The organism is Pedobacter psychrodurus (assembly GCF_032678585.1).
Classification (GTDB): domain Bacteria; phylum Bacteroidota; class Bacteroidia; order Sphingobacteriales; family Sphingobacteriaceae; genus Pedobacter; species Pedobacter psychrodurus_A.
The window spans coordinates 1-20,715 of sequence record NZ_JAVTSN010000025.1; the positions used below are offsets into that span (position 1 = coordinate 1).

At 38.4% G+C, this 20,715-nt stretch carries 15 protein-coding genes and 1 tRNA gene; 4 read left to right on the forward strand and 12 right to left on the reverse strand.

Features of this window, described 5'->3' with window-relative positions:
• Positions 1-59: 59 nt before the first annotated feature.
• From R2S57_RS16715 to R2S57_RS16735, 5 genes are all read right to left on the reverse strand, one after another.
• A complete protein-coding gene (locus R2S57_RS16715; protein ID WP_316846091.1) occupies positions 60-1,484 on the reverse strand; it encodes an RtcB family protein in 1,425 nt (474 codons plus the stop codon).
• An 11-nt stretch (positions 1,485-1,495) separates the two neighbouring features.
• A complete protein-coding gene (locus tag R2S57_RS16720; RefSeq protein ID WP_316846092.1) occupies positions 1,496-2,557 on the reverse strand; it encodes a DNA polymerase beta superfamily protein in 1,062 nt (353 codons plus the stop codon).
• A complete protein-coding gene (locus R2S57_RS16725; RefSeq protein WP_316846093.1) occupies positions 2,547-3,308 on the reverse strand; it encodes a nucleotidyltransferase domain-containing protein in 762 nt (253 codons plus the stop codon). The genes R2S57_RS16720 and R2S57_RS16725 overlap by 11 nt, the downstream gene beginning before the upstream one ends.
• Positions 3,309-3,368: 60 nt before the next feature.
• Positions 3,369-4,466, reverse strand: a complete 1,098-nt coding sequence (locus R2S57_RS16730; RefSeq protein WP_316846094.1) for a slipin family protein — start codon at positions 4,464-4,466, stop codon at positions 3,369-3,371.
• Positions 4,467-4,830: 364 nt separating this feature from the next.
• Positions 4,831-4,891 (reverse strand) — tRNA-OTHER (locus tag R2S57_RS16735).
• A gap of 584 nt (positions 4,892-5,475) precedes the next feature.
• On the opposite strand from R2S57_RS16735, the gene R2S57_RS16740 reads away from it, so the two are divergent.
• The gene (locus R2S57_RS16740; RefSeq protein ID WP_316846095.1) at positions 5,476-6,507 is read left to right on the forward strand and encodes a WYL domain-containing protein; all 1,032 of its coding nucleotides are present in this window, start codon (positions 5,476-5,478) and stop codon (positions 6,505-6,507) included.
• A gap of 79 nt (positions 6,508-6,586) precedes the next feature.
• Here R2S57_RS16740 and R2S57_RS16745 read toward each other — a convergent pair whose 3' ends face one another.
• Positions 6,587-8,170, reverse strand: coding sequence for a peptide chain release factor 3 (locus tag R2S57_RS16745; protein WP_316846096.1), 1,584 nt, complete (start codon positions 8,168-8,170; stop codon positions 6,587-6,589).
• Between the two features lie 381 nt (positions 8,171-8,551).
• On the opposite strand from R2S57_RS16745, the gene R2S57_RS16750 reads away from it, so the two are divergent.
• The 3 genes from R2S57_RS16750 (at position 8,552) to R2S57_RS16760 (ending at position 12,207) form a co-directional block, all read left to right on the forward strand.
• Positions 8,552-10,819 (forward strand): helix-turn-helix domain-containing protein, encoded by a 2,268-nt coding sequence (locus tag R2S57_RS16750; RefSeq protein WP_316846097.1) that lies wholly within the window; start codon positions 8,552-8,554, stop codon positions 10,817-10,819.
• Positions 10,820-10,899: 80 nt separating this feature from the next.
• Complete coding sequence (locus R2S57_RS16755; protein ID WP_316846098.1) at positions 10,900-11,277, forward strand: GxxExxY protein; 378 nt, start codon at positions 10,900-10,902, stop codon at positions 11,275-11,277.
• A gap of 321 nt (positions 11,278-11,598) precedes the next feature.
• Entirely contained in the window at positions 11,599-12,207 is a 609-nt protein-coding gene (locus R2S57_RS16760) for a SprT-like domain-containing protein (RefSeq protein ID WP_316846099.1), read from the forward strand.
• A gap of 141 nt (positions 12,208-12,348) precedes the next feature.
• Here R2S57_RS16760 and ade read toward each other — a convergent pair whose 3' ends face one another.
• The 6 genes from ade to tatC all read right to left on the reverse strand — a co-directional run bounded on the left by ade (position 12,349) and on the right by tatC (position 20,657).
• The gene (gene ade / locus R2S57_RS16765) at positions 12,349-13,986 is read right to left on the reverse strand and encodes an adenine deaminase (protein WP_316846100.1); all 1,638 of its coding nucleotides are present in this window, start codon (positions 13,984-13,986) and stop codon (positions 12,349-12,351) included.
• 94 nt (positions 13,987-14,080) lie between these two features.
• Entirely contained in the window at positions 14,081-16,057 is a 1,977-nt protein-coding gene (locus R2S57_RS16770; RefSeq protein ID WP_316846101.1) for a thiamine pyrophosphate-dependent enzyme, read from the reverse strand.
• Positions 16,058-16,088: 31 nt separating this feature from the next.
• Positions 16,089-17,477 carry a LutB/LldF family L-lactate oxidation iron-sulfur protein gene (locus tag R2S57_RS16775; protein WP_316846102.1) on the reverse strand — a complete coding sequence of 463 codons (1,389 nt, stop codon included), beginning with the start codon at positions 17,475-17,477 and terminating at the stop codon, positions 16,089-16,091.
• Between the two features lie 150 nt (positions 17,478-17,627).
• Positions 17,628-19,262 (reverse strand): M28 family peptidase, encoded by a 1,635-nt coding sequence (locus R2S57_RS16780; RefSeq protein WP_316846103.1) that lies wholly within the window; start codon positions 19,260-19,262, stop codon positions 17,628-17,630.
• Positions 19,263-19,289: 27 nt separating this feature from the next.
• Positions 19,290-19,727 (reverse strand): ribose 5-phosphate isomerase B, encoded by a 438-nt coding sequence (rpiB, locus tag R2S57_RS16785; RefSeq protein WP_316846104.1) that lies wholly within the window; start codon positions 19,725-19,727, stop codon positions 19,290-19,292.
• Between the two features lie 45 nt (positions 19,728-19,772).
• A complete protein-coding gene (gene tatC / locus R2S57_RS16790) occupies positions 19,773-20,657 on the reverse strand; it encodes a twin-arginine translocase subunit TatC (RefSeq protein ID WP_316846105.1) in 885 nt (294 codons plus the stop codon).
• Positions 20,658-20,715: the final 58 nt, after the last annotated feature.

Below are 20,715 nucleotides of genomic sequence, written 5' to 3' on the forward strand. Positions count from 1 at the left end.
TCGAGAGGACGACTGTAGGGTAGACTCCAGACTAAGTACTCTGGACTCAAGACTCCCAACTAATCCTCCCTGCTTCCATCATCAGCCATTCGCACCATTTTAGGTTCAAATTTGGCCACTATATCTACGAGGTCGGTTTGTGCAGCCATCACTTTGTTAATATCTTTATAAGCCATTGGTGCTTCATCTAAACCTGCACCGATTAAGGTAACATTGTGGTCTTTCAAAATGGCTTTCATATCCGATTTGGTAATCGATTGAATAGCTTTTGTTCGGCTCATTTGACGTCCGGCGCCATGAGAGGCGGAATTAATCGCATTGGTTTCACCTTTTCCCCTAACTAAAAATCCTGGTGCAGTCATGCTACCTGGAATAATGCCCATTACACCTTTTCCTGCTGGTGTAGCCCCTTTTCGATGAACAATTACTTCTTCACCATCAAGGATTTCTTTCCAGGCAAAATTATGGTGGTTTTCTACCTTGGCTAAAACCTTTGCGCCAATCGCTTTGGTTAATCTTTTGTGTATCACCTCATGACAGGCAGAGGCATAATCGCCGGCTAAGTTCATGGCAATCCAATACTCTTGTCCTTCGGCTGAATTTAGATCCAGATAAGCCAGATTTGCGGCCTCTTTAGGGAGTTTACAGATATCCTTTGCCAGTTTGGTATAATGACCTGCAATGGTTGCGCCAAAGCCACGGGAACCAGAGTGGGTTAATAATGCTACGTAACGGCCTTTATCAATATTCAAAATTTCGTCTCGCTCTTCAAAATCAATAATCCCCCATTCCACAAAATGGTTACCGCCACCCGAAGTGCCTAATTGTGCCCAGGCTTTGCCATGTAAGTTTTTAAGAAAGGGTGTCGCATTAAATGCTTCGTTTTCTAAAACATCATGATCAGCTCTTTCATTGCCTTTAAAATTTTGGCCCGCACCAAATTTGGTAAAAGCAATTAGTTCTCTTTTGTACATCGCATCCTTTCCAAAATAATATTTCTCTGGAATATCGAAAATACTCAAAGCCATTCGGCAGCCGATATCTACGCCCACACCGTAAGGAATAATTGCATTTCTGGTCGCTAAAACACCGCCAATTGGTAAACCATAACCTTGATGTGCATCGGGCATTAATGCACCAGCTACAGAAACCGGTAGTTTCATAGCGATATCCATTTGGTTTCTGGCCCCTTCTTCTATATAACCGGCACCAAAAATTGAATACTCTTTCGCATTGTTGATCAGTTCGATGGTTCCGTCTGATTTTGGATTCGCTTCTTCAATCACAGCAGTTGCCAGTGTGTTCAATATCTCGTCATGCAAAAAACTTTCCGGGTAATCCTTTACTTTGTTAAATAAGGCCAATAATTCTTTTACTTCAATATCCGCAAAATTTGCTTTCAGGATATCTAAAGCCAGGCCTACTACTTTTCCTTCGGAATAACCTATTTCTATGAGGTATTTTCCTGTGATGTTGTTGTTCATTGTTTTGTTTTTTAATTGGCATAAAGTTCTGCTCTCATTTCTACAAGTAAAGATTCAATCCGCTTTGCATCCGGTTTTTCCTGAAGCTTACTTTTTGTTGTCTCTTTTTCTATTTGTAACATCAGGTCTTCTGCCATTTTTAATACCTCATGGTATTCAAATTCGCCTCTTTTTATCGATAACAGTTCATCTCTGTTTTTCCGTTTTACGGTAAGTTTTCCATCGCGTACAATTTCGAGCGCTACCCGAAGTAACCTAATGGTATGCATCATGTTTTTGGCATCGTAATCTTTACCATGACTTTTGTTTACCGTATATCGTACTTCATTCCGTTTTTCTACCCATTCCCAATATTCGTTATGCTCTTTACAGTAAGACGAATAACTATCCTGATTAAAAAAGAGATAGGCAATTTCTTTTTCTCCGGCAGGTATAGAAGATATAGAAACTTCGTTCGCGATTTCCTTATTTGCTATTCCTTTATAGTTAAACTTCTTTTCTGCATCATGAAACAGCGCATAAAGATTTTTCGTATTTGGTATTTTTGCCAGTCCGCAATTTAACTGCGAAACATCATTTTTTGTCAGCCAGCTTTTAACCTTTACCGATGAATAATTAACGGTAACGAAACAGAAATCCAGCACTGTTTTTCTCCTCTTTGGCATTGGATTTAAAATTTTCTTGTTTAATCCTGTTGCTTTTCTGATCTGGGTTAAAGCATAGCCACCAAAAGTATCTTTGCAGAGTTTAGATAAAATCATGTCGATATTTAGCTTATTCATTATTGGATGCTTATACAAGATGCATTCCTCTGGTGAAGCTAAAATCTCTACAATATTCGGATTGTTCTTGATCAATAGTTCGATAAAACGGCCAATTTCATAATATACCTCGTCGTTACTGTCATTACTGATCTGCGGGATATACTTCAGTCCAAAAAACATTTTTTTTGGCATATAATATATCCCTTTAATATCGGTGTCTGATTGTGGCGTATCTAATCCATACGCCTTGCTACCACTTAAACACTCAAATAAGAGCAGATTTTTATCCTTTAAATCTTTAATCGTCATAATGGCTTACTATATTTCTAAAAAAAGTATCGAGCATTTCGGTGTCAAAACTTTCTTTTGGTAAATCTTTAGCTCCTTCACTACACGCTTTAAATTCATCATCAATATACCTGCTCAGCTCTGGATGTATTTTGATAATATATCCTTCTGCAGAGGTAGACTTTAGCTTAATCAAGTCTTTTACCAGCGTTTGAAGATGTTCTGGCATTAAATTCAAAAGTGGCCCAATAGTCATTGGAGCTATCGTATTTTTCTCTAAACACCATTTTGCCGAAAGTAAGGGCCGGAGTATATAAAAAAGCTTTTTGATCTTAATTTCATTACCATTCATTACGGTCTCCAACGCTCCATAGGCTATCCCCAAATAATGATTGATATTTGTTTTCCTGTGAAAATAAGACTGGCACAATGTCCATAATTCATTTCTGAAATCACCCAATTCTCCGTAAATGATAGGCGATTGCAACCATTCGAAAGGAGTGGTATTCGATTTTCGAATTAATTTAAGCACCTTTTTTATATCCCAACCATAAATATCGAGTTCGTCGTTAATGGGGAAACCCAATTGATCATCTCTATCCTGAATAGATAGATAGAAATTTAGTGGACGCACATAAATAAAACGTACATCAAAATCGCTGTCTGGTGATGGAAATTCCCAACCCCGGCTTCCTGATTCACAAGCAAACAATATTTTGATATCGTTTGCATTTTCTATTTCTGCAAGTCTGTTTATGATGGTTGTTTTCATTTTATTTTTGTTATTCCCCGGCAGGCAATGCTCACCTGACCGAGGGGTTTCTAAATTTAGTTATTTTACAAAGATCTGTTTCAATTGATCCACAATTTGTCCACTGCCAGATAGGCTGATGTTATTGATTTTTTCCGCGATTTTCTCTACGTATTCCATCTCTTTCAACTTATATAACATGTTGTTGTCTTCCATCAATTTGGCGGTGTTTAACAAACTTCTAGTCGAGGCTGTTTCTTCTCTTCGGGTAATGATATTGGCTTGTGCCCTTTTTTCGGCAACCAGAACCTGGTTCATAATATCCTTAATATCACCTGGTAAAACGATGTCTTTCACACCACAGTTTATTAATTTTACCCCCAGGTTTTCAACCTTATCCAAGGTGATGGCCATTACCATTTCAGCAATTTTTTCCTTGCTTTCCATCAGCTCGTCAAAGGTCATTAAACCGATACATTCTCTTAATGCCAATTGCATGGTGATATACAATTGTTTTTCAAATTCTTTATTCTCCAATAAGGCTTTGATGATGTCATCCACTTTGTATTGGATGCTGAAGTTTACCCTCAATTGTGCTTTATCTTTTGTTAAGATTTCTTGTCCGATGATCTCCATGTTCAATTGTCTCATATCGGTTTTTAAAATTTGAATAGTAGTACTGTTTTTCCAGTAAACATAGTTTCCCGCTTCCATTACTTTTTCAAATTTCCCATCGATAAATAACAAGGCTTTTTCGAAAGATTCTACCTTATAAGCCCTGATGTAGTTCAATAACGGTGCTTTCTCTAACAGGTTTTTATCAATGGTTTCATCAATGTTGATATCGCTGATATTTACCTTAACAAAATTGTATTCAGATAAACCTTTCCAGATGGCATGTCTGCCAGCCGTTAAAACGTTCTTGAAATTTTTGTTTTGATAAACCAAAACCAACTCATTATCAGCAACGTTTACCAAGTGAATCAAGCTTACAAAATCTGAATTTTCCAATAAGATATCTAATTCAGCAACGGAGTAATAATACTCTTTGGCCATGTCGTAGATCATAACGCTTTCGCCGAAACCTAACCAGTAAGATCCTGCTGTTAAAACGTTTTTTAGTTTTCCTTTTTTAAACACCAATCCAACATAATTGGTGTTAATAGTTACTCTTTTCATGTTTTTTTAATGTTAAGATTTATAATTATTTAATTCCAGTTTTATAAAGCATTGCAAAAGCACATTCATTTTTTTCTTGCGGAAGCAAATTGAATCTTGATGTCTTAAGAATGAAATCAAGCTTTAGCAAATACTTAAATCATAAGATTTAAATAAATTTTTCAGCGAGATTTGATTTTTAAATACTCTCTTTCATCGTTTTTACTTTCAAAGCAAAAGGCAAATTGCATTTCAGATTTGTCAAAATCTTAAGGCGGAATGCGGTTTTACAATGCTGTTCTTTTGAGCGTTTTTAAAAGTTGCCCTTCTTTTTAGATGGATCCTAAGTCCATTGCACTACCCTTATGCGATTCCAATTTTGAGCTGGAAGCAGGATTCGAACCTGCACTTTGGTGGTTGTTACTCTAACCTAACTGAGTTATTCCGAATCTATCGGAAGTGGGATTCGAACCCACGCACACAACGTGTTTAGACAATCTATCATAATCGTTATCAGTATATTCTACGCAATTTGCCCGAATACTTTGGGGCGATTCCGAAACCCACAACAATGGATAAGTTTTATTTAGTATTGCCATCCCGATTATTCATCGGAATTTCTTTATTTCATCTGATTTATACTCACGTTACCCTGTTCCACCTACCGGGAACAGGGGTTTCTTGCTGAGCCAGATAATCCGGAGCAACATCACTGAGCGCGCGTATTATTTAAGACAATAAACTGTCTTTGTAAATCAGATTGTTCGTGTTAATATTTTTCAAAGAACTTTATCGACTGGCGACATTACAAAGATGCCACCACCACTGCGCGACAGATTTGCGTAGTGAGAAATATTTTAAAGATTATCGCTTAACTATTTGATAATTAGTTTAAAAAAATTTATTTTGTCTGCTTATTATTTCTTTTTCTGGTCAAGTGCGCAAATAGACTGCGTAGATATAAAACAATTCTTATATTTAGATCAGCGAAATCACCAGATTTTTAGCAGGAACTTAAATACGCTTTAAAATGGCCGTAAATAAATTAGCGCTCATCCGTTACAAAACCATCGACGATTGTTTGAGAAACCGCTATCGAAAATGGACTTTAGATGATCTTATCGAAAAAGTATCGGCAACGCTATATGAGCTGGAAGGAATTACCACAGGTGTAAGCAAACGTACCATTCAGGCAGATATTCAACTCATGCGGAGTGATAAATTGGGTTATAATGCACCGATTGTGGTAAAAGATAAGCGGTTTTATGCTTATGATGATCCTGGTTTCAGTATTACAAAAGCGCCCATCAATAATGCCGACGTAGATAAAATGAAAGAAATTGTTGGCGTATTAAAACAGTTTAATGCATTTAATTATTTCGACGAAATGAGCGATATGATTGCCCGCTTGGAAAATAACCTCTACAAATCGACCAAACAGAGTGGCAATAATATTCAACTGGAAAGCAATAAACTGGTGAAAGGTTTGGAATGTATTCCACCCTTGTATCAGGCTGTTTTAAATAAGTGCTCCTTACTAATCGAATATAAATCCTTCAAAGCGCAACAATCACTGCAAGGCATTTATTATCCATATTTACTAAAGGAATACCGCAATAGATGGTTTCTAATCTGTAAAGCTAAAAAGCGGCCTGGGATATTGAACCTTGCTTTAGATCGAATTATAGAATTTCAGGAATTGCCCAATGAAGAATTTGTAGCCTACCAGGGTGTAGATTTTGATCGCTATTACGAAGATTTAATCGGTGTAACCAAAAGTGAACGCGACCGTGCACAAAAAGTAATATTGGAATTTACCAACTATCATGCTCCCTACGTGCTTACCAAACCCCTGCACGCCTCACAAGTGGTGTTGACTAAAAACGATAAAACAACCATTTTTAGGATCGATGTGGTATTAAACTATGAACTGGAACGCGAGATCTTGGGCTTTGGAGAATGTGTTAAGGTATTAGCTCCACGAATGTTAGTGTCTAAGATCAAAAAAAGACTTGAATGGACTTTTAACCAGTATGAAAGTAAGGAAGAGGATATTAAATGATTGAATTTTTAATGATTGAACGAGAGAATCGGCAACTGTGCTAATAAATTCACTCATTCAATCACTTTCTCATTCAAAACTAGCTCTTAAACTCGCTTGTTTTATGGAATTCGATATCAGGGTAATCCTGTTTGGTTAAATTGATCATATACTCACTATCGGCCAGATAAACCGGATTAGCTTCTTTATCAAAACCAATATGTTGTTGTTTACGTTTCACAAATTCTTCCAGTTTTTTTCTGTCGGTAGAAGTTACCCAGCTCGAGCGGGTATAACTCAAGGTACGGAAACGACATTTTGCACCATATTCGTGCTCTAACCTGAAATTGATCACCTCAAACTGAAGTTCACCAACTGCGCCGATTACTTTCCTGTTTCCAGGTTGCATAACGAATAACTGCGCAACTCCCTCATCGGTTAATTGCTCAATGCCTTTTTCCAATTGTTTGGTACGCATGGGATCCATATTTTCCACCTCTTTAAAAATCGACGGAGAGAAGCTCGGGATGCCTTTAAACTGCAATTTTTCGCCTTCTGTCAAGGTATCACCAATTTTAAAGTTGCCACTATCATATAAACCCACAACATCGCCTGGCCAGGCTTCTTCAACAATACTTTTTTCGTTCGCCATAAAATCCATTGGATTGGAGAACTTTAGTTTCTTATCCTGACGGGTATGGTAATAGAATTTATTACGCTCAAATTTACCCGAACAGATCCTTAAAAAGGCAATCCTATCACGGTGTTTAGGATCCAGATTGGCATGGATTTTAAATACGAAACCACTGAAATTTTTCTCTTCCACCAGTACATCACGTTCTTCTGCTTCTCTATGTCGTGGACTCGGTGCAATATCAATGAATGTATCTAATAGTTCTTTAATCCCAAAGTTATTGATCGCACTGCCAAAAAAAACAGGCGCAACCAAACCGTCAGTGTATAAATCTTTATCAATGTTGCCGTAGATGCCATTAACCAGTTCCACATCATCTTTCAGCGCGTTGATCTCGTTTTCTTTAAGGTAGTTTAATAAAGATGGATCATTTAAATCATTGGCCGCTACAACCGAATCGGTCACTTTGGTTTTATCAGAGTTGAATAAATTTAAATGTTTGTTATATATGCTATAAACTCCTTTAAAAGTGTGCCCCTGACCGATAGGCCAGGAAAGCGGACAAAGGCTGATACTTAGTTTCTCTTCAATTTCATCCAGTAAATCGTAAGCCTCTTTACCTTCACGGTCCATTTTATTGATGAAGATAATCACTGGTGTATTACGCATACGGCAAACCGACATGAGTTTTTCAGTTTGTTCCTCCACACCCTTCACACAGTCGACCACAAGAATCACACTGTCAACTGCCGATAAGGTTCTGTAGGTATCTTCCGCAAAATCCTTGTGACCAGGTGTATCCAGAATGTTGATACGTTTGCCGCTATATTCGAAACCCATCACCGAAGTAGCAACCGAGATACCACGCTGCTTTTCAATCTCCATAAAATCGGAAGTATTACTTTGGTTCGCTTTGTTCCTTTTTACCGCCCCGGCAGTATTGATGGCACCACCAAAAAGCAGAAATTTTTCTGTCAATGTGGTTTTGCCCGCATCGGGGTGACTAATAATGGCAAAGGTTTTACGTTTTTCTATTTCAGGGTTAAGCATAATAAAATTTTGGGTGTAAAAAGAGATGAAACCTTGTTAAAGGAATTTAACAGCGATAAGATTTGAATATTGTTGTTTCATCAGGCCGCAAAGATAAGGAATTTGCTTAAAGTTTGAATAGGTTAATTGTTTAATTGAAAATAGGTTGCGTGTTTATTATTTTGAAAAGCAATGGCTTGGTTCTTTTGTTAAGGTAGTGATGTCATTGCAGAAAATCTCAAGAGGTTGAGTTTTTAACTCGATTTCTTTGGTGAAGCTGTGGCTTAAACTAAAATTATCAGTAGAAATTTAAAATTTCTCATCAATCATTGTTTAATTTTGTGCTAAAATGTTTAGCTTTATTCATCCCGCCGTTTATTGCTAACTAAAATTTTAATGCCGATGCCAACTTTAGAAGAAACTTCTATGCCTGCAGAAATTGCGGCTAAATTTGTTAATTATACCTCAAAACACGTTTTCTTGACGGGAAAAGCAGGTACTGGTAAAACAACTTTTTTAAGAAAACTCATCCAGCTTACGCACAAAAAAGCCTTAATTGTAGCACCAACGGGTATTGCCGCAATTAATGCATCTGGGGTAACCATCCATTCACTTTTCCAGATGCCTTTTGGCGCTTTTTTTCCTGATGCTGCCGGCGCATTAATTAACGAGAATATCAATTTCAACTTCAATACACCCAAAACGCTGGTGAAACACCTAAACATGCAGGGCAATAAACGCCGTATGTTGCAAGAGTTAGAACTCTTGGTAATTGATGAAGTGAGTATGTTACGCGCCGATATGCTCGATGCAATTGATTTTGCCTTACGTTATGTGCGGAGGAATAGAAATCTTCCATTCGGCGGGGTACAGCTATTATTTATCGGCGATTTGCACCAGCTACCACCAGTGGTAAAAAATGATGAGTGGCGCATTATGGCCAAGTTTTATAAAAGCATTTATTTTTTCGATGCACTGGCTTTACAGGATAATCCACCTGTTTATATCGAACTGGATAAAATTTACCGTCAGGATGATGCTGTTTTTATCGATCTGTTGAACAACCTGCGGAATAATAAAATCACCCCGGAAGATACGGCATTGCTAAAACAACATTTTAAGCAGGATTTTAAGCCTTCGGCAGATGAAAATTATATCACACTAACCACCCATAATAACAAAGCAGATAGCATAAACCGCGAAAGGTTGACGCAACTCAAAACGAAATCTTACTTTTTTGAAGCAAAGGTTCAGGGTGAGTTCAATGAATATGCGTATCCAAACGATAAAAGCCTGGAATTAAAAGTTGGAGCACAGGTTATGTTTATTAAAAACGATATGACCGCCGAAAAACGCTATTATAATGGTAAGATCGGTGTGGTGCACCACATCGAAAAAGATGTAATCGAAATTGAACTTCCAGAAGATAGAACAGTAATTGAGATTTCCCGGTACACCTGGGAGAATGTGAAATACAAACTGGATGAGGTAACGAATGAGATTAAAGAGAATGTAGCGGGTTCATTTATTCAATACCCCATTAAACTGGCCTGGGCGATAACCGTACATAAAAGCCAGGGTTTAACTTTTGATAAGGCCATTATTGATGTTGGCGATGCTTTTGCCCCAGGTCAGGCTTATGTGGCCTTATCACGTTTACGTTCGCTAAAAGGACTGGTTTTAACTTCTCATCTTCGCGACAGCGGTTTGCAGCAGGATCAGAATGTGCATTATTTTTCTAAAACGAAACAGCCCTCAGAGGTGCTTAATGAGCAGATCAGTATAGAAAGTTATACTTTTATCCGCAGTTATCTACTCGCTGCATTTGACCTGAACCTGATCCGGTATTATTTAAAAGAACACCGACAAACTTTTGATAAAAGCGAAAAATCGGCCAAACAAAGACACGAAGAGTGGACCAATACCATTTATGTCGATTTTCAAAAGATAACCGCAACAGCCGATACCTTTGTCAATCAACTAAAAAACCTGTTTGCACAACAAACAGAGCATACTTTATTTAATGTATCGAAGAGGGTAGAAGCTGCGTTAAAATATTTTAATCCGCTGGTTAAAGAGATTTCAGACCGGTTTCTGGCTCAGATTGAAGTAATAAAAGAAGAAAAACAGATTAAAACCTATGTTACCGAACTGCTCGAACTCGAAATTTTGGTTTACGAACAATTAAAAAAAATACATAAAAGTAAAGCATTATTGCAGGCGCTCATTGCCGGTAAAGAGTTTAGTAAAGCCGATACCGATGCATTGTTAAACACGGTTGAAAGAAATAATCAACTTCAAAAAGCCATCCAGCTAAAAGGAGAAACACTTAAAGTAAAATCAGCAGCAGAGAAAAAGAAAAAAGAACCCAAAATCGATACCAAGCTGGTCAGCTTTGAACTTTATGAGCAAGGAAAAACGATAGAAGAAATTGCAATAGAACGTGGTTTTTCTGCGGGTACCATTGAGGGGCATCTGGCATATTATGTTTCAACACAGCAACTGGATGTTACCAAATTGGTAAAAGCCAATAAAATCAAAAACATCAGTGATGCGATAGAAAGTCAGAAAACAAAATCGATGGCAACCATACGGGAGTTTTTAGGGAAAGATTATTCTTTTGGTGAGATTAAACTGGTGCTGGCATCTTTATTTCCTTCTGAGGAATAGGCTAGGCTTAACCAAAAGATGACTAATCCGTTTTTTACCACAGAGAAAATGGAGGTAAGGCACAGAGAGCACAAAGTTTTATGGAAGAAGATTTATTTACAAGAACTATTATCGGATTAGCTATAGATGTTCATACGGCTCTTGGGCCAGGTTTATTAGAAAGTGCGTATAAAGAATGTTTATTTTATAAAATTAATAAAGCAGGTTTTCTGGTTGAAAAGGAAAAGATAATGCCTTTGTTTTTTGAAGATGTAGTATTGGATTGTGGCTATCGGATTGATATTTTAGTTGAAGGTAGATTAGTATTAGAATTGAAAAGTATTGAATGCTTAACTGACATTCATTTAGCACAAACGCTAACTTATATGAAATTGGGCGGCTATAGATTTGGCTTACTAATAAATTTTAATGTCTTGAGATTAAAAGATGGAATTAAACGAGTTGTGAAAGGTTATTAAAATGGCCGCTGTCTTCTCTGTGTAAGCTCAGTGACATTCTGTGGTTAAGCCGCAAGATTTTATTTTCTAGGTAAATATTTGTTTCCTTTGTAGTTAAATCTTAAAATTACATGAAATTGGCAGATATAGTCGGATTACTAATAAATTTTAATGTCTTGAGGTCAAAGGATGGAATTAAACGAGTTGTAAATGGTTATTAAAATTGCCTCTGTTTACTCTGTGTAAACTATGTGATCTCTGTGGTTAAACCAAAAGATTCTGTTTCTAGGAAATATTGATGTCCTTTATGGTTAAACCTTAAAATTATTTATCTTAGCAATCGTGGAGAAAGTTAATGTTTTAGCGCAATATATGCCCGAACCAGCGGCACCGCTAATTGCAAAGTGGATAGATTATTTTCAGTGTGAATTTAAAATTGCTAAAACCCGTTCGACAAAACTGGGCGATTACCGCCATCCTTATCAAGGCAAAGGCCATCGCATTTCGGTAAACTTCAATCTCAACCATTACGCCTTTTTGGTAACTACAGTGCACGAGTTTGCACATTTACTCACCTGGAATGATTTTAAGAATAAGGTAAAACCACACGGTTCAGAATGGAAAAAAAATTTCCAGCGCATGATGGTTCCCTTTTTTGAGCTGAACATCTTTCCTGAGGATATTCATAAAGCCATTGATAATTATATGTCAAATCCGGCCGCCTCAAGCTGTTCCGATCTGCATTTATCCCGTGCCTTAAAAAAATACGACAGTAATAAAACGGAGACTTTACATTTAGAGCAGTTGCCGATTCATACTAACTTTAAAATTAAAGATGGCAGGCGTTTTACCAAAGGTGAAAGGATTAGAAAACGCTACCGTTGTATCTGTTTGGACGATAAACGTTTGTATTTATTTAATCCTTTGGCAGAGGTTTTTGTGGTGGAATAACGAAAAGTCGTCATTTCGAGCGGAGTGTAACGAAGCCGAGAAATCTAACTAGATAGATCTCTCCCCGCCTGTACGGGCAGGCATTTCGCTGCGCTTCATCCGATAGCTATCGGATCGAGATGACGATTTTCAATAGTTTATCTACACAAACTTAAACTCATCCCCGTCAAATAAACCCTTGTCACTTAATTTTAAGTGTGGAATTACCAATAACGCCATAAATGAAAGCGTCATGAAAGGAGCAAGTAAAGTAGAACCTAAATCTTTTGCAAACTGATCTATTGAGGTATAACTTTCTGCAACCTGATAACCATTCTGGTTGCTCATTAATCCGGCTACCGGAAGTGCTAAAACTTCTTCTTTTCCATTACCCAAGGCCACCACACCACCGGTTTCTTTAATCACCAGATTTACGGCTTCACAAATGCTCTTATCATCGGCACCAACAGCAATGATGTTATGACTATCATGGGCAACACTTGATGCAATAGCACCTTGTTTTAAACCAAAGTTCTTGACGAAAGACACCGCAACAGGCGCATCATGATAACGGTTTACTACAACCATTTTCAAAACATCATTTTCCAGATCGCTGATGATGTTGTTGTTAGAAACTTTTGGTTTGGCCGAAAGTCTATTGGTGATCAATTGTCCATCTAAAGCTTCAATAACCGGGATTTCTTCCTGTTCGGTGAATGGGTAAATAAAATCTTCTTCCTTTTTTAAACTGCAATCAAAGTGATTCACCGATTCCCTGTCTTCAACATGTTTTACCCAATCGCCTACTGTTTTACCATTTTCGGCTAGCAATAAGCCATCAATATAGGTTTGCTTAACCTTGAAGTGTTTTAAATCTTCTAATATGATAAAATCTGCCGGATCATTAACTTGTAGTGCACCAACATCGAGTTTATAGTGGACGATAGGGTTAATACAGGCGGCCTGAAGAATATTGAAAATATCGATTCCTTTCTCTATCGCCCTTGCACAAAGCTGATTGATGTGGTTTTCGACAAGGCTATCGGGATGTTTATCATCACTACAGAACATCATCATTTCTGGCCAATCGTTTAACAGATCGATCAAGGCCTCGAAGTTTTTGGCTGCACTTCCTTCGCGAATGAGGATTTTCATACCGCGCTGTAATTTATCGAGTGCCTCTTCGGCCGTAAAACATTCGTGATCGGTAGAAATTCCGGCATCGATATATTGTTGAATAGCATCGCCGCGTAAACCCGGCGCATGTCCATCAACTGGTTTGCCCAATTGATGTGCAGCGGCAATCTTTTTTAATACTTCCACGTCTTTATAAAGTACGCCCGGGAAATTCATCATTTCGCTGAGGTATTTTATCTCTGGCCGTTCTAAAAGCGCTTTTACATCATCATGATTCAATTCAGCTCCCGCAGTTTCAAAAATAGTAGCCGGAACACAGCTTGGGGCGCCAAAGTTAAATTTGAAGGGTACGGTATTTCCGTTGTCGATCATGAATTCTACACCTTCCATGCCGCATACATTGGCAATTTCGTGGGGATCACTAATCGTGGAAACTGTTCCATGTACAACGGCTAACCTTGCAAATTCACTCGGAATCAACATGCTGCTTTCGATATGCACATGGCTATCAATAAAGCCTGGAGAGATAAAATGAGTACCTTCCTGCTGTTCGGAGATTTTGGTAACCGATTTTATTTTACCTCCCTCAACCTCCACTTCACCAAAGAAAATATTCCGCTTTGTGATGTTAATGATATTTCCTTCGACTTTAAAAGTGCTCATACTATTTTTGTTTAACCAGTTAATTGTGCAAATCGGTTAACTGTTGCGTAATGCCTCGATTAACCAATTTAAACAGTTTATACAATTAACCTCCTCAATATTTCAATAATTTATCAATTGTTTCTGCTAATCTTGCCTTGGCCAGGAAATCTTCTTCCAATACTTTGCTCATCGGAATCGCGGTATCTAAACTCGCACAGCGCATTACCGGAGCATCCAGGTAAGCGAAACAATGTTCCCCGATCCAGGCTGATATTTCGGCACCAAAACCATTGGTTAAAGTATCTTCATGAAGAATTAATACCCTTCCGGTTGCTTTAACGGCTTCGCTAACGGTTTCTTTGTCCCATGGCTGAAGCGTACGCAGATCAATTATTGTAGCGTTACTGTCTGGATGTTGTTTCACATAATCCAATGCCCAATGAACACCTAAACCGTAAGTAATGATCGAAAATTGATCACCATTGGTTAACTTAACTGCTTTTCCGATCTCTGTAGTATAATAACCATCCGGAACAGAAGACGTTAAACTTCTGTAAAGGAATTTATGCTCAAAATACAGCACAGGGTTTGGATCCTCTATAGCGGCTAACAACAGTCCTTTTGCATCTTCTGGAAAGGCCGGATAAACGATTTTAAGTCCAGGTGTTTTGGTAAACCAGGCTTCGTTACTTTGTGAGTGAAATGGTCCTGCTCCTGTTCCGGCGCCAGTAGGCATGCGTACCACCACATCGGCCTTTTCGCCCCAGCGGTAATGTGTTTTGGCCAGATTATTCACAATCTGATTAAATCCAACAGTTACAAAATCTGCAAACTGCATTTCTACAACGGCCTTGTAACCATTGATGGATAGACCTAAACCCGCACCCACAATGGCCGATTCGCAGATAGGGGTATTGCGCACCCTGCCTTTACCATATTTGGCGGTAAAACCATCTGTAATTTTAAAGGCACCACCATAATCGGCAATATCCTGACCCATTAATACCAGATTTGGATATTTTTGCATCGCCAGTTCCAGTCCATCGGTTATGGCATCAAGATATCTTTTTTCTGTAGCAGATTGATCTGGTTGAATAACTTCTTGCTGATAAGGAAAATACATGTCCTCCTCTTCCTGAGCGGCATTCGCCATTGGTTCAGTCTCGTCAAAAGCTTCTTCAACGTCTAACTCAATATCTCTTTTAACCTGAATTTTAATGTCGATAACGATATCTGAAGTTAAAATACCCTGTTCTATTAAATAAGCTTCATAATTACTCAAGGGATCTTTCTTTTCCCATTCATCGAATAACTCCTGTGGAACATATTTAGTGCCCGAAGCTTCTTCATGGCCCCGCATCCTGAAAGTAAGACATTCTACCAGAACCGGTCGTGGATCTTTTCTGATTTCATTGGCCAGCTGATTGATGGTATCATAAACTTCTAAAATATTATTTCCGTCGATCTGAACCCCCTCCATTCCATAGCCAATGGCTTTGTCAACCAGGTTTTTACATCTAAACTGTTCTGATTTTGGAGTAGAGAGACCGTATCCGTTATTCTCAATCAAGAAAATAACAGGAAGGCTCCATACAGCCGCAACATTTACGGCCTCGTGAAAATCACCCTCACTGGTTGCACCTTCACCGGTATAAACTAGGGTAGCATGTTGTTTATTGGCTAAAACATCTGCCAGTGCAATGCCATCAGCCAGGGCCATCTGTGGGCCAAGGTGAGAGATCATGCCAATTATTTTATAATCTTGTGTGCCGAAATGGAAGGAGCGGTCGCGGCCTTTGGTAAAGCCGCTGATTTTGCCCTGCCATTGGGCCATTAATTTTTTTAAAGGGATATCGCGTGAAGTAAACACGCCCAAATTACGGTGCATGGGCAAAATGTATTCATTGCTTTGCATGGCTAAGGTACTACCAACCGCAATGGCTTCCTGACCAATACCCGAAAACCATTTGCCAATTCTACCCTGGCGTAAAAGTTTGAGCATTTTGTCTTCAACCATCCGAGGATAAAGCAATCTTTTGTATAAATTCAATAAGAATTTGTCGTCTTTATCTCCTCTGTGAAATTGCATATTTGGTTGGTTATAACTAATGACTCACAATTTAAGATTCCTTACTTTTCTTCAGCTCTTCCCACTGCTTTGCAAAAGATTTATCAGCAACTTTTGGCATTTCTCGGTATTTGCCCCAGCTCTTTTTGAAAAATCTTTTGAGCATAAAGTTTTTAAACTTTCCGCCGAAGAAATCCATCCATTTGCGTTTTAGCATCATTCTGCTGAACATGCTCCAGCCCATTTCCTCTTTTTTGCCATTTTCATGACCTGCGGCAGCATCTCTACGGTTAAGTAATAACATTTTGTGAATATCGATTTTAACCGGGCACACTTCAGAGCATTTGCCGCAGAGGCTCGAAGCATAACTTAAGTGTTTAAACTCTTCCATGCCCTTTAAATGGGGCGTAATTACCGATCCGATGGGTCCACTGTAAGTTGTGTTGTAAGTATGGCCGCCAATATTTTTATACACAGGGCAAGCATTTAAACATGCACCGCAACGGATGCAGTACAAACCCTGTCTTTGGTCTTTTTGCGCCAGTAAATTGGTACGGCCATTGTCTAGCAGTATGACATACATTTCCTCTGGCCCATCTGTTTCATTGGGCTGACGTGGACCACTTAAAATGGTGTTGTAAACCGTTAAGTTCTGCCCTGTTCCATGCGATGCCAGTAAAGGCCAAAACAAGTCCAGGTCGGCCATAGAAGGGATCACTTTCTCAATCCCAACAATAGCAATATGGATTTTAGGAAAGGTGGTACTCAAACGTGCATTGCCTTCATTTTCGGTGAGGGCAATACTTCCGGTGTCGGCAATTAGAAAATTCCCGCCACTGATGCCAATATCGGCTGTTAAATATTTATCGCGAAGCAATTCTCTTGCTTTTTGTACGAGCTGTGGGGGAGTGGCATCGATAGGGGTGCCAAATTTATCGTGAAATAACTGCGCAATATCTGTGGCACTTAAGTGCATGGCCGGGGTAACAATATGATAAGGAGCCTGACCAAGTAACTGAACAATATATTCACCCAGATCACTTTCTAAAGATTCGATATTGTTCTTTTCGAGAAAATTGTTCAGGTGGATTTCCTCGGTGGTCATCGATTTTGATTTGATAACCGTTTTACCGTTATTTCTTTTGATGATATTGAGGATTTCCTGCTGCGCTTCTTCGGCATTATTGGCCCAGATTACCTTACCGCCACGGCGCTGGAAATTCGATTCAAACTCTGGTAAGAATTTATCGAGGTTTTCCATTACACGCCACTTGATGACGTGTGCTTTTTTCTTGGATGCCTCTAAATTTTCGAATTTTGATAAGCCGCGTTCAACAGCAACATTGTATTTGCCAATATTATAATTTATGGTTTTACGATGGGGTAAATCGAAAGCTTTCTCGTCAGATTTCTCTAAAAATTCCTCGGCAATATTCATCAATTTTATTTTGTAATAGGGTAACGAATATAAACTGATTTTAGTTTTTAAGCACTTCGTTATAAATTCAAAGATAGGAATTTATACAGGTGCATGAAGTATTAAGCATAAAAAAGCCCCGACATTGCTGTCGAGGCTTAATATTTTGAGTGATTATTTCTTTGGATTACCTTTTCCGTCCATATCTACTGCGGGGCGTTTAGCACTATTGGCCAGTTCCCATGCGGTAAAGTAGGTTAGTTTTGCCCTTTTAGCCAAAAGGGGGAAGTTGATTTTACTTACTTCATCACCTGGTTTATGGTAGTCTTGTTGTAACATTCCATCGTAATAGAAAATAATGGGAATACCCAATTTGGCAAAGTTATAGTGATCCGAACGGTAATAAATCTGCTCAGGATCTTTTGGATCATCGTATTTGTAATCCAGTTTCATTTTGGTGTAGGTTGCATTAACCTGCTCGCTCAAATTCGCTAAATCGCTACTTAACATTCTTGAACCTACTGAGTAAATGTAATTTGCTGAATCTGGTTTGCCCAGATATTCTTCACCAGTACGGCCAATCATATCGGTATTTAAATCAGCAATGGTATTTTCTACAGGGAAAACCGGATGCTCCGAATACCATTCAGAACCCCAAAGTCCTTTTTCTTCACCAACAACAGTCATGAAAAGAATACTGCGTTTAGAACCTTTTCCAGCTTTTTTAGCATCTGTAAATGCTTTTGCCATTAATAAAACACCGGTAGTTCCCGATCCATCATCATCAGCGCCATTATTTACTTTGTCTTTTGCATTTGGATCAGTTTCCAAACCAATATGGTCGTAGTGACCGGTAAGGATCAAAACTTCTTTTTTAAGTACCGGATCAGAACCTTCTAAATAACCCAATACATTTTCGCATCTAACAGGTGTTTCTGTTTTTGAAGCACTTGCCGAAAAAGGCACATTTAATACCTGAGAAGCTGGGGCCTGGCTATCAACAATTTTCTTTTGCAGATCAGCAACAGTAGTATTCGCCGCTTTTAACAGTTCATTTGCCAAAGCAACAGAAATAGAGATGCGCGGAATATCATTCTGTTTCTGGGCCTCGATAGCGGCATTGGTTTTAACCATTACTCTGCCATTTTTCAGGGTCTGTTTGGTGTTCTCTGTTATTCTGTCAACAGCTGGGTCGATCAGGATAATGGCTTTCACATTGTTTTCTGCGAAATATTTTGTCCTTGCTTCAAGTGTAGCACGGTAAGCAGCTCTGTCGATTCGTGTACCCGGTTTTAATGTTGGGTCGCCGCCATTAAACATAACAACTACTTTCCCTTTAATATCGGTGCCTGTAAAGTCGTTATAAGTGTCTTTTTTTATCCCATAACCGATAAATACCAGTTCGTTTGCTGAGAAGGTAAAACCTTTATCGCTGATTAAGCTAGGCGATACCAGATAATCTTTTTGATATTCTTTTGGCTGGCCGTTTACAGTTACCTGGCTTTCTTTTAAGGTAACGTTAACTAAATCAATTTTTTGGAAATAACTTCCATTAACAGGCGCTTTTAATCCTAATGATTTAAAATAATCGCGGATATAGTCGGCAGCCATCCAGGCACCTTTTGTGCCCGTTTCGCGGCCTTCGTATGCATCTGATGCCAAAACAGAAAGGTGTTTATATGCATTCTCAGGATTAATCGCCTTACTGAATTTTATCGCATCCTGATTAGGCTTAAGGGGCTTGATTTGGCTAAAGCAACTTGCCGAAACAAGCGATGCCAAACCAAGGGTTAAAAACTTTTTGTTCATTATGATAATAGTTAGTTGAGTTTCTTGTTAACACGAAATTTTTTCAACCCTGTTCTGGTGGCGACCGCCCTCAAATTCAGTTGTTAAAAAAGTTGTGGTAATTTCTTTTGCCAGTTCTTCTGAAACAAATCTTGCTGGTATACACAAAACGTTAGCGTTATTGTGTTTGCGGACTAATGATGCCACTTCATTTTCCCAACATAAACCAGCCCTGATGTGCTGATGTTTGTTGGCAGTTATGGCCACTCCATTTGCCGATCCGCAAAGTAAAATTCCGTAGATGAATTCTCCACTTTCTACGGCAGCAGCAACAGGATGAGCAAAATCCGGATAATCTACAGAACTTTCAGAATAGGTGCCAAAATCTTTTACCTCGTAATCCTGTAAAAAATCTTTTAATATTTCTTTATATTCAAAACCGGCGTGATCTGCTCCAATAGCAATTTTGATCTTTGTATCAGACATTGTCAAATTTATAGAGAATTATGAAATCTGTTCGTAATGTTTTTGTTAGTTAGCATAGAAAGCGGCCTCTGCTTTTTTCTTCTTTTTCTCGATGTAAGCTGAAACAAAAATACTTAGTTCGTAAAGCAAGAATAAAGGTGTAGCCACAATTAACATCGTCATGATATCTGGTGTTGGCGTAACAATAGCGGCAATAATCAGGATAATTACAGCTGCATATCTTCTGCTCGATCTCATCAGTTTCGGTGTCATTAATCCTAATTTTGAAAGGATGAAAATAATAACAGGAAGCTCAAAGATAATTCCGGTGCCCAAAGTTAAAGTGGCAACAGATGATAAGTACGAATCAACAGTAAAAGTATTTTTGATTTCCGCACTTACGGTATAACCTGTTAAAAAGTTAACCGATAAAGGGCATACCACAAAGTATCCAAAAAAGATACCGATAATAAAAAGTATCGATGCGAAAAATACAAAACCGCTTGCCGATTTGCGTTCCGCCTCATGTAATGCAGGTTTAATAAAACGCCAGATTTCCCACAACAAATAAGGAAAACCAACCACGATGCCGCACATCACACAAACATTTAATTGCAGGTTAAACTGCCCGGCCATTTCGGTATTGATAATTTCACCATTAATTTTGGTGATGCACATATCTTTACCCAGGGATGGGAAATGCTCAACCAGTTTACACATCATGCGATAGGTCCAGAAATCTGGCTTTTTCGGTCCGAAGATTACTTTATCCAGGATCTCTTCATTGAAGTAAAAAGCGATACCCGTAAATACGGCAACGGCAATTACGGCTCTGATTAAATGTTTACGAAGAACATCGAGATGGTCGAAAAAAGACATTTCTGCCTCTAGTGTTGTACCTTTTTTCCCGATTGCTTTTGTCAGTGATGTTTTTTCTTTAGTGTCGCTCATGTTGAAAACAAAAATACCATTCTATTTGAATAGAATGGTATTTACGTGTTAAATATAG

Bases quoted from the DNA above. Each gene is read 5' to 3' on its own strand.
- R2S57_RS16715 (WP_316846091.1), bottom strand. From the start codon at position 1,484: ATGAACAACAACATCACAGGAAAATACCTCATAGAAATAGGTTATTCC.
- R2S57_RS16720 (WP_316846092.1), bottom strand. From the start codon at position 2,557: ATGACGATTAAAGATTTAAAGGATAAAAATCTGCTCTTATTTGAGTGT.
- R2S57_RS16725 (WP_316846093.1), bottom strand. From the start codon at position 3,308: ATGAAAACAACCATCATAAACAGACTTGCAGAAATAGAAAATGCAAAC.
- R2S57_RS16730 (WP_316846094.1), bottom strand. From the start codon at position 4,466: ATGAAAAGAGTAACTATTAACACCAATTATGTTGGATTGGTGTTTAAA.
- R2S57_RS16740 (WP_316846095.1), top strand. From the start codon at position 5,476: ATGGCCGTAAATAAATTAGCGCTCATCCGTTACAAAACCATCGACGAT.
- R2S57_RS16745 (WP_316846096.1), bottom strand. From the start codon at position 8,170: ATGCTTAACCCTGAAATAGAAAAACGTAAAACCTTTGCCATTATTAGT.
- R2S57_RS16750 (WP_316846097.1), top strand. From the start codon at position 8,552: ATGCCAACTTTAGAAGAAACTTCTATGCCTGCAGAAATTGCGGCTAAA.
- R2S57_RS16755 (WP_316846098.1), top strand. From the start codon at position 10,900: ATGGAAGAAGATTTATTTACAAGAACTATTATCGGATTAGCTATAGAT.
- ade (WP_316846100.1), bottom strand. From the start codon at position 13,986: ATGAGCACTTTTAAAGTCGAAGGAAATATCATTAACATCACAAAGCGG.
- R2S57_RS16770 (WP_316846101.1), bottom strand. From the start codon at position 16,057: ATGCAATTTCACAGAGGAGATAAAGACGACAAATTCTTATTGAATTTA.
- R2S57_RS16780 (WP_316846103.1), bottom strand. From the start codon at position 19,262: ATGAACAAAAAGTTTTTAACCCTTGGTTTGGCATCGCTTGTTTCGGCA.
- rpiB (WP_316846104.1), bottom strand. From the start codon at position 19,727: ATGTCTGATACAAAGATCAAAATTGCTATTGGAGCAGATCACGCCGGT.
- tatC (WP_316846105.1), bottom strand. From the start codon at position 20,657: ATGAGCGACACTAAAGAAAAAACATCACTGACAAAAGCAATCGGGAAA.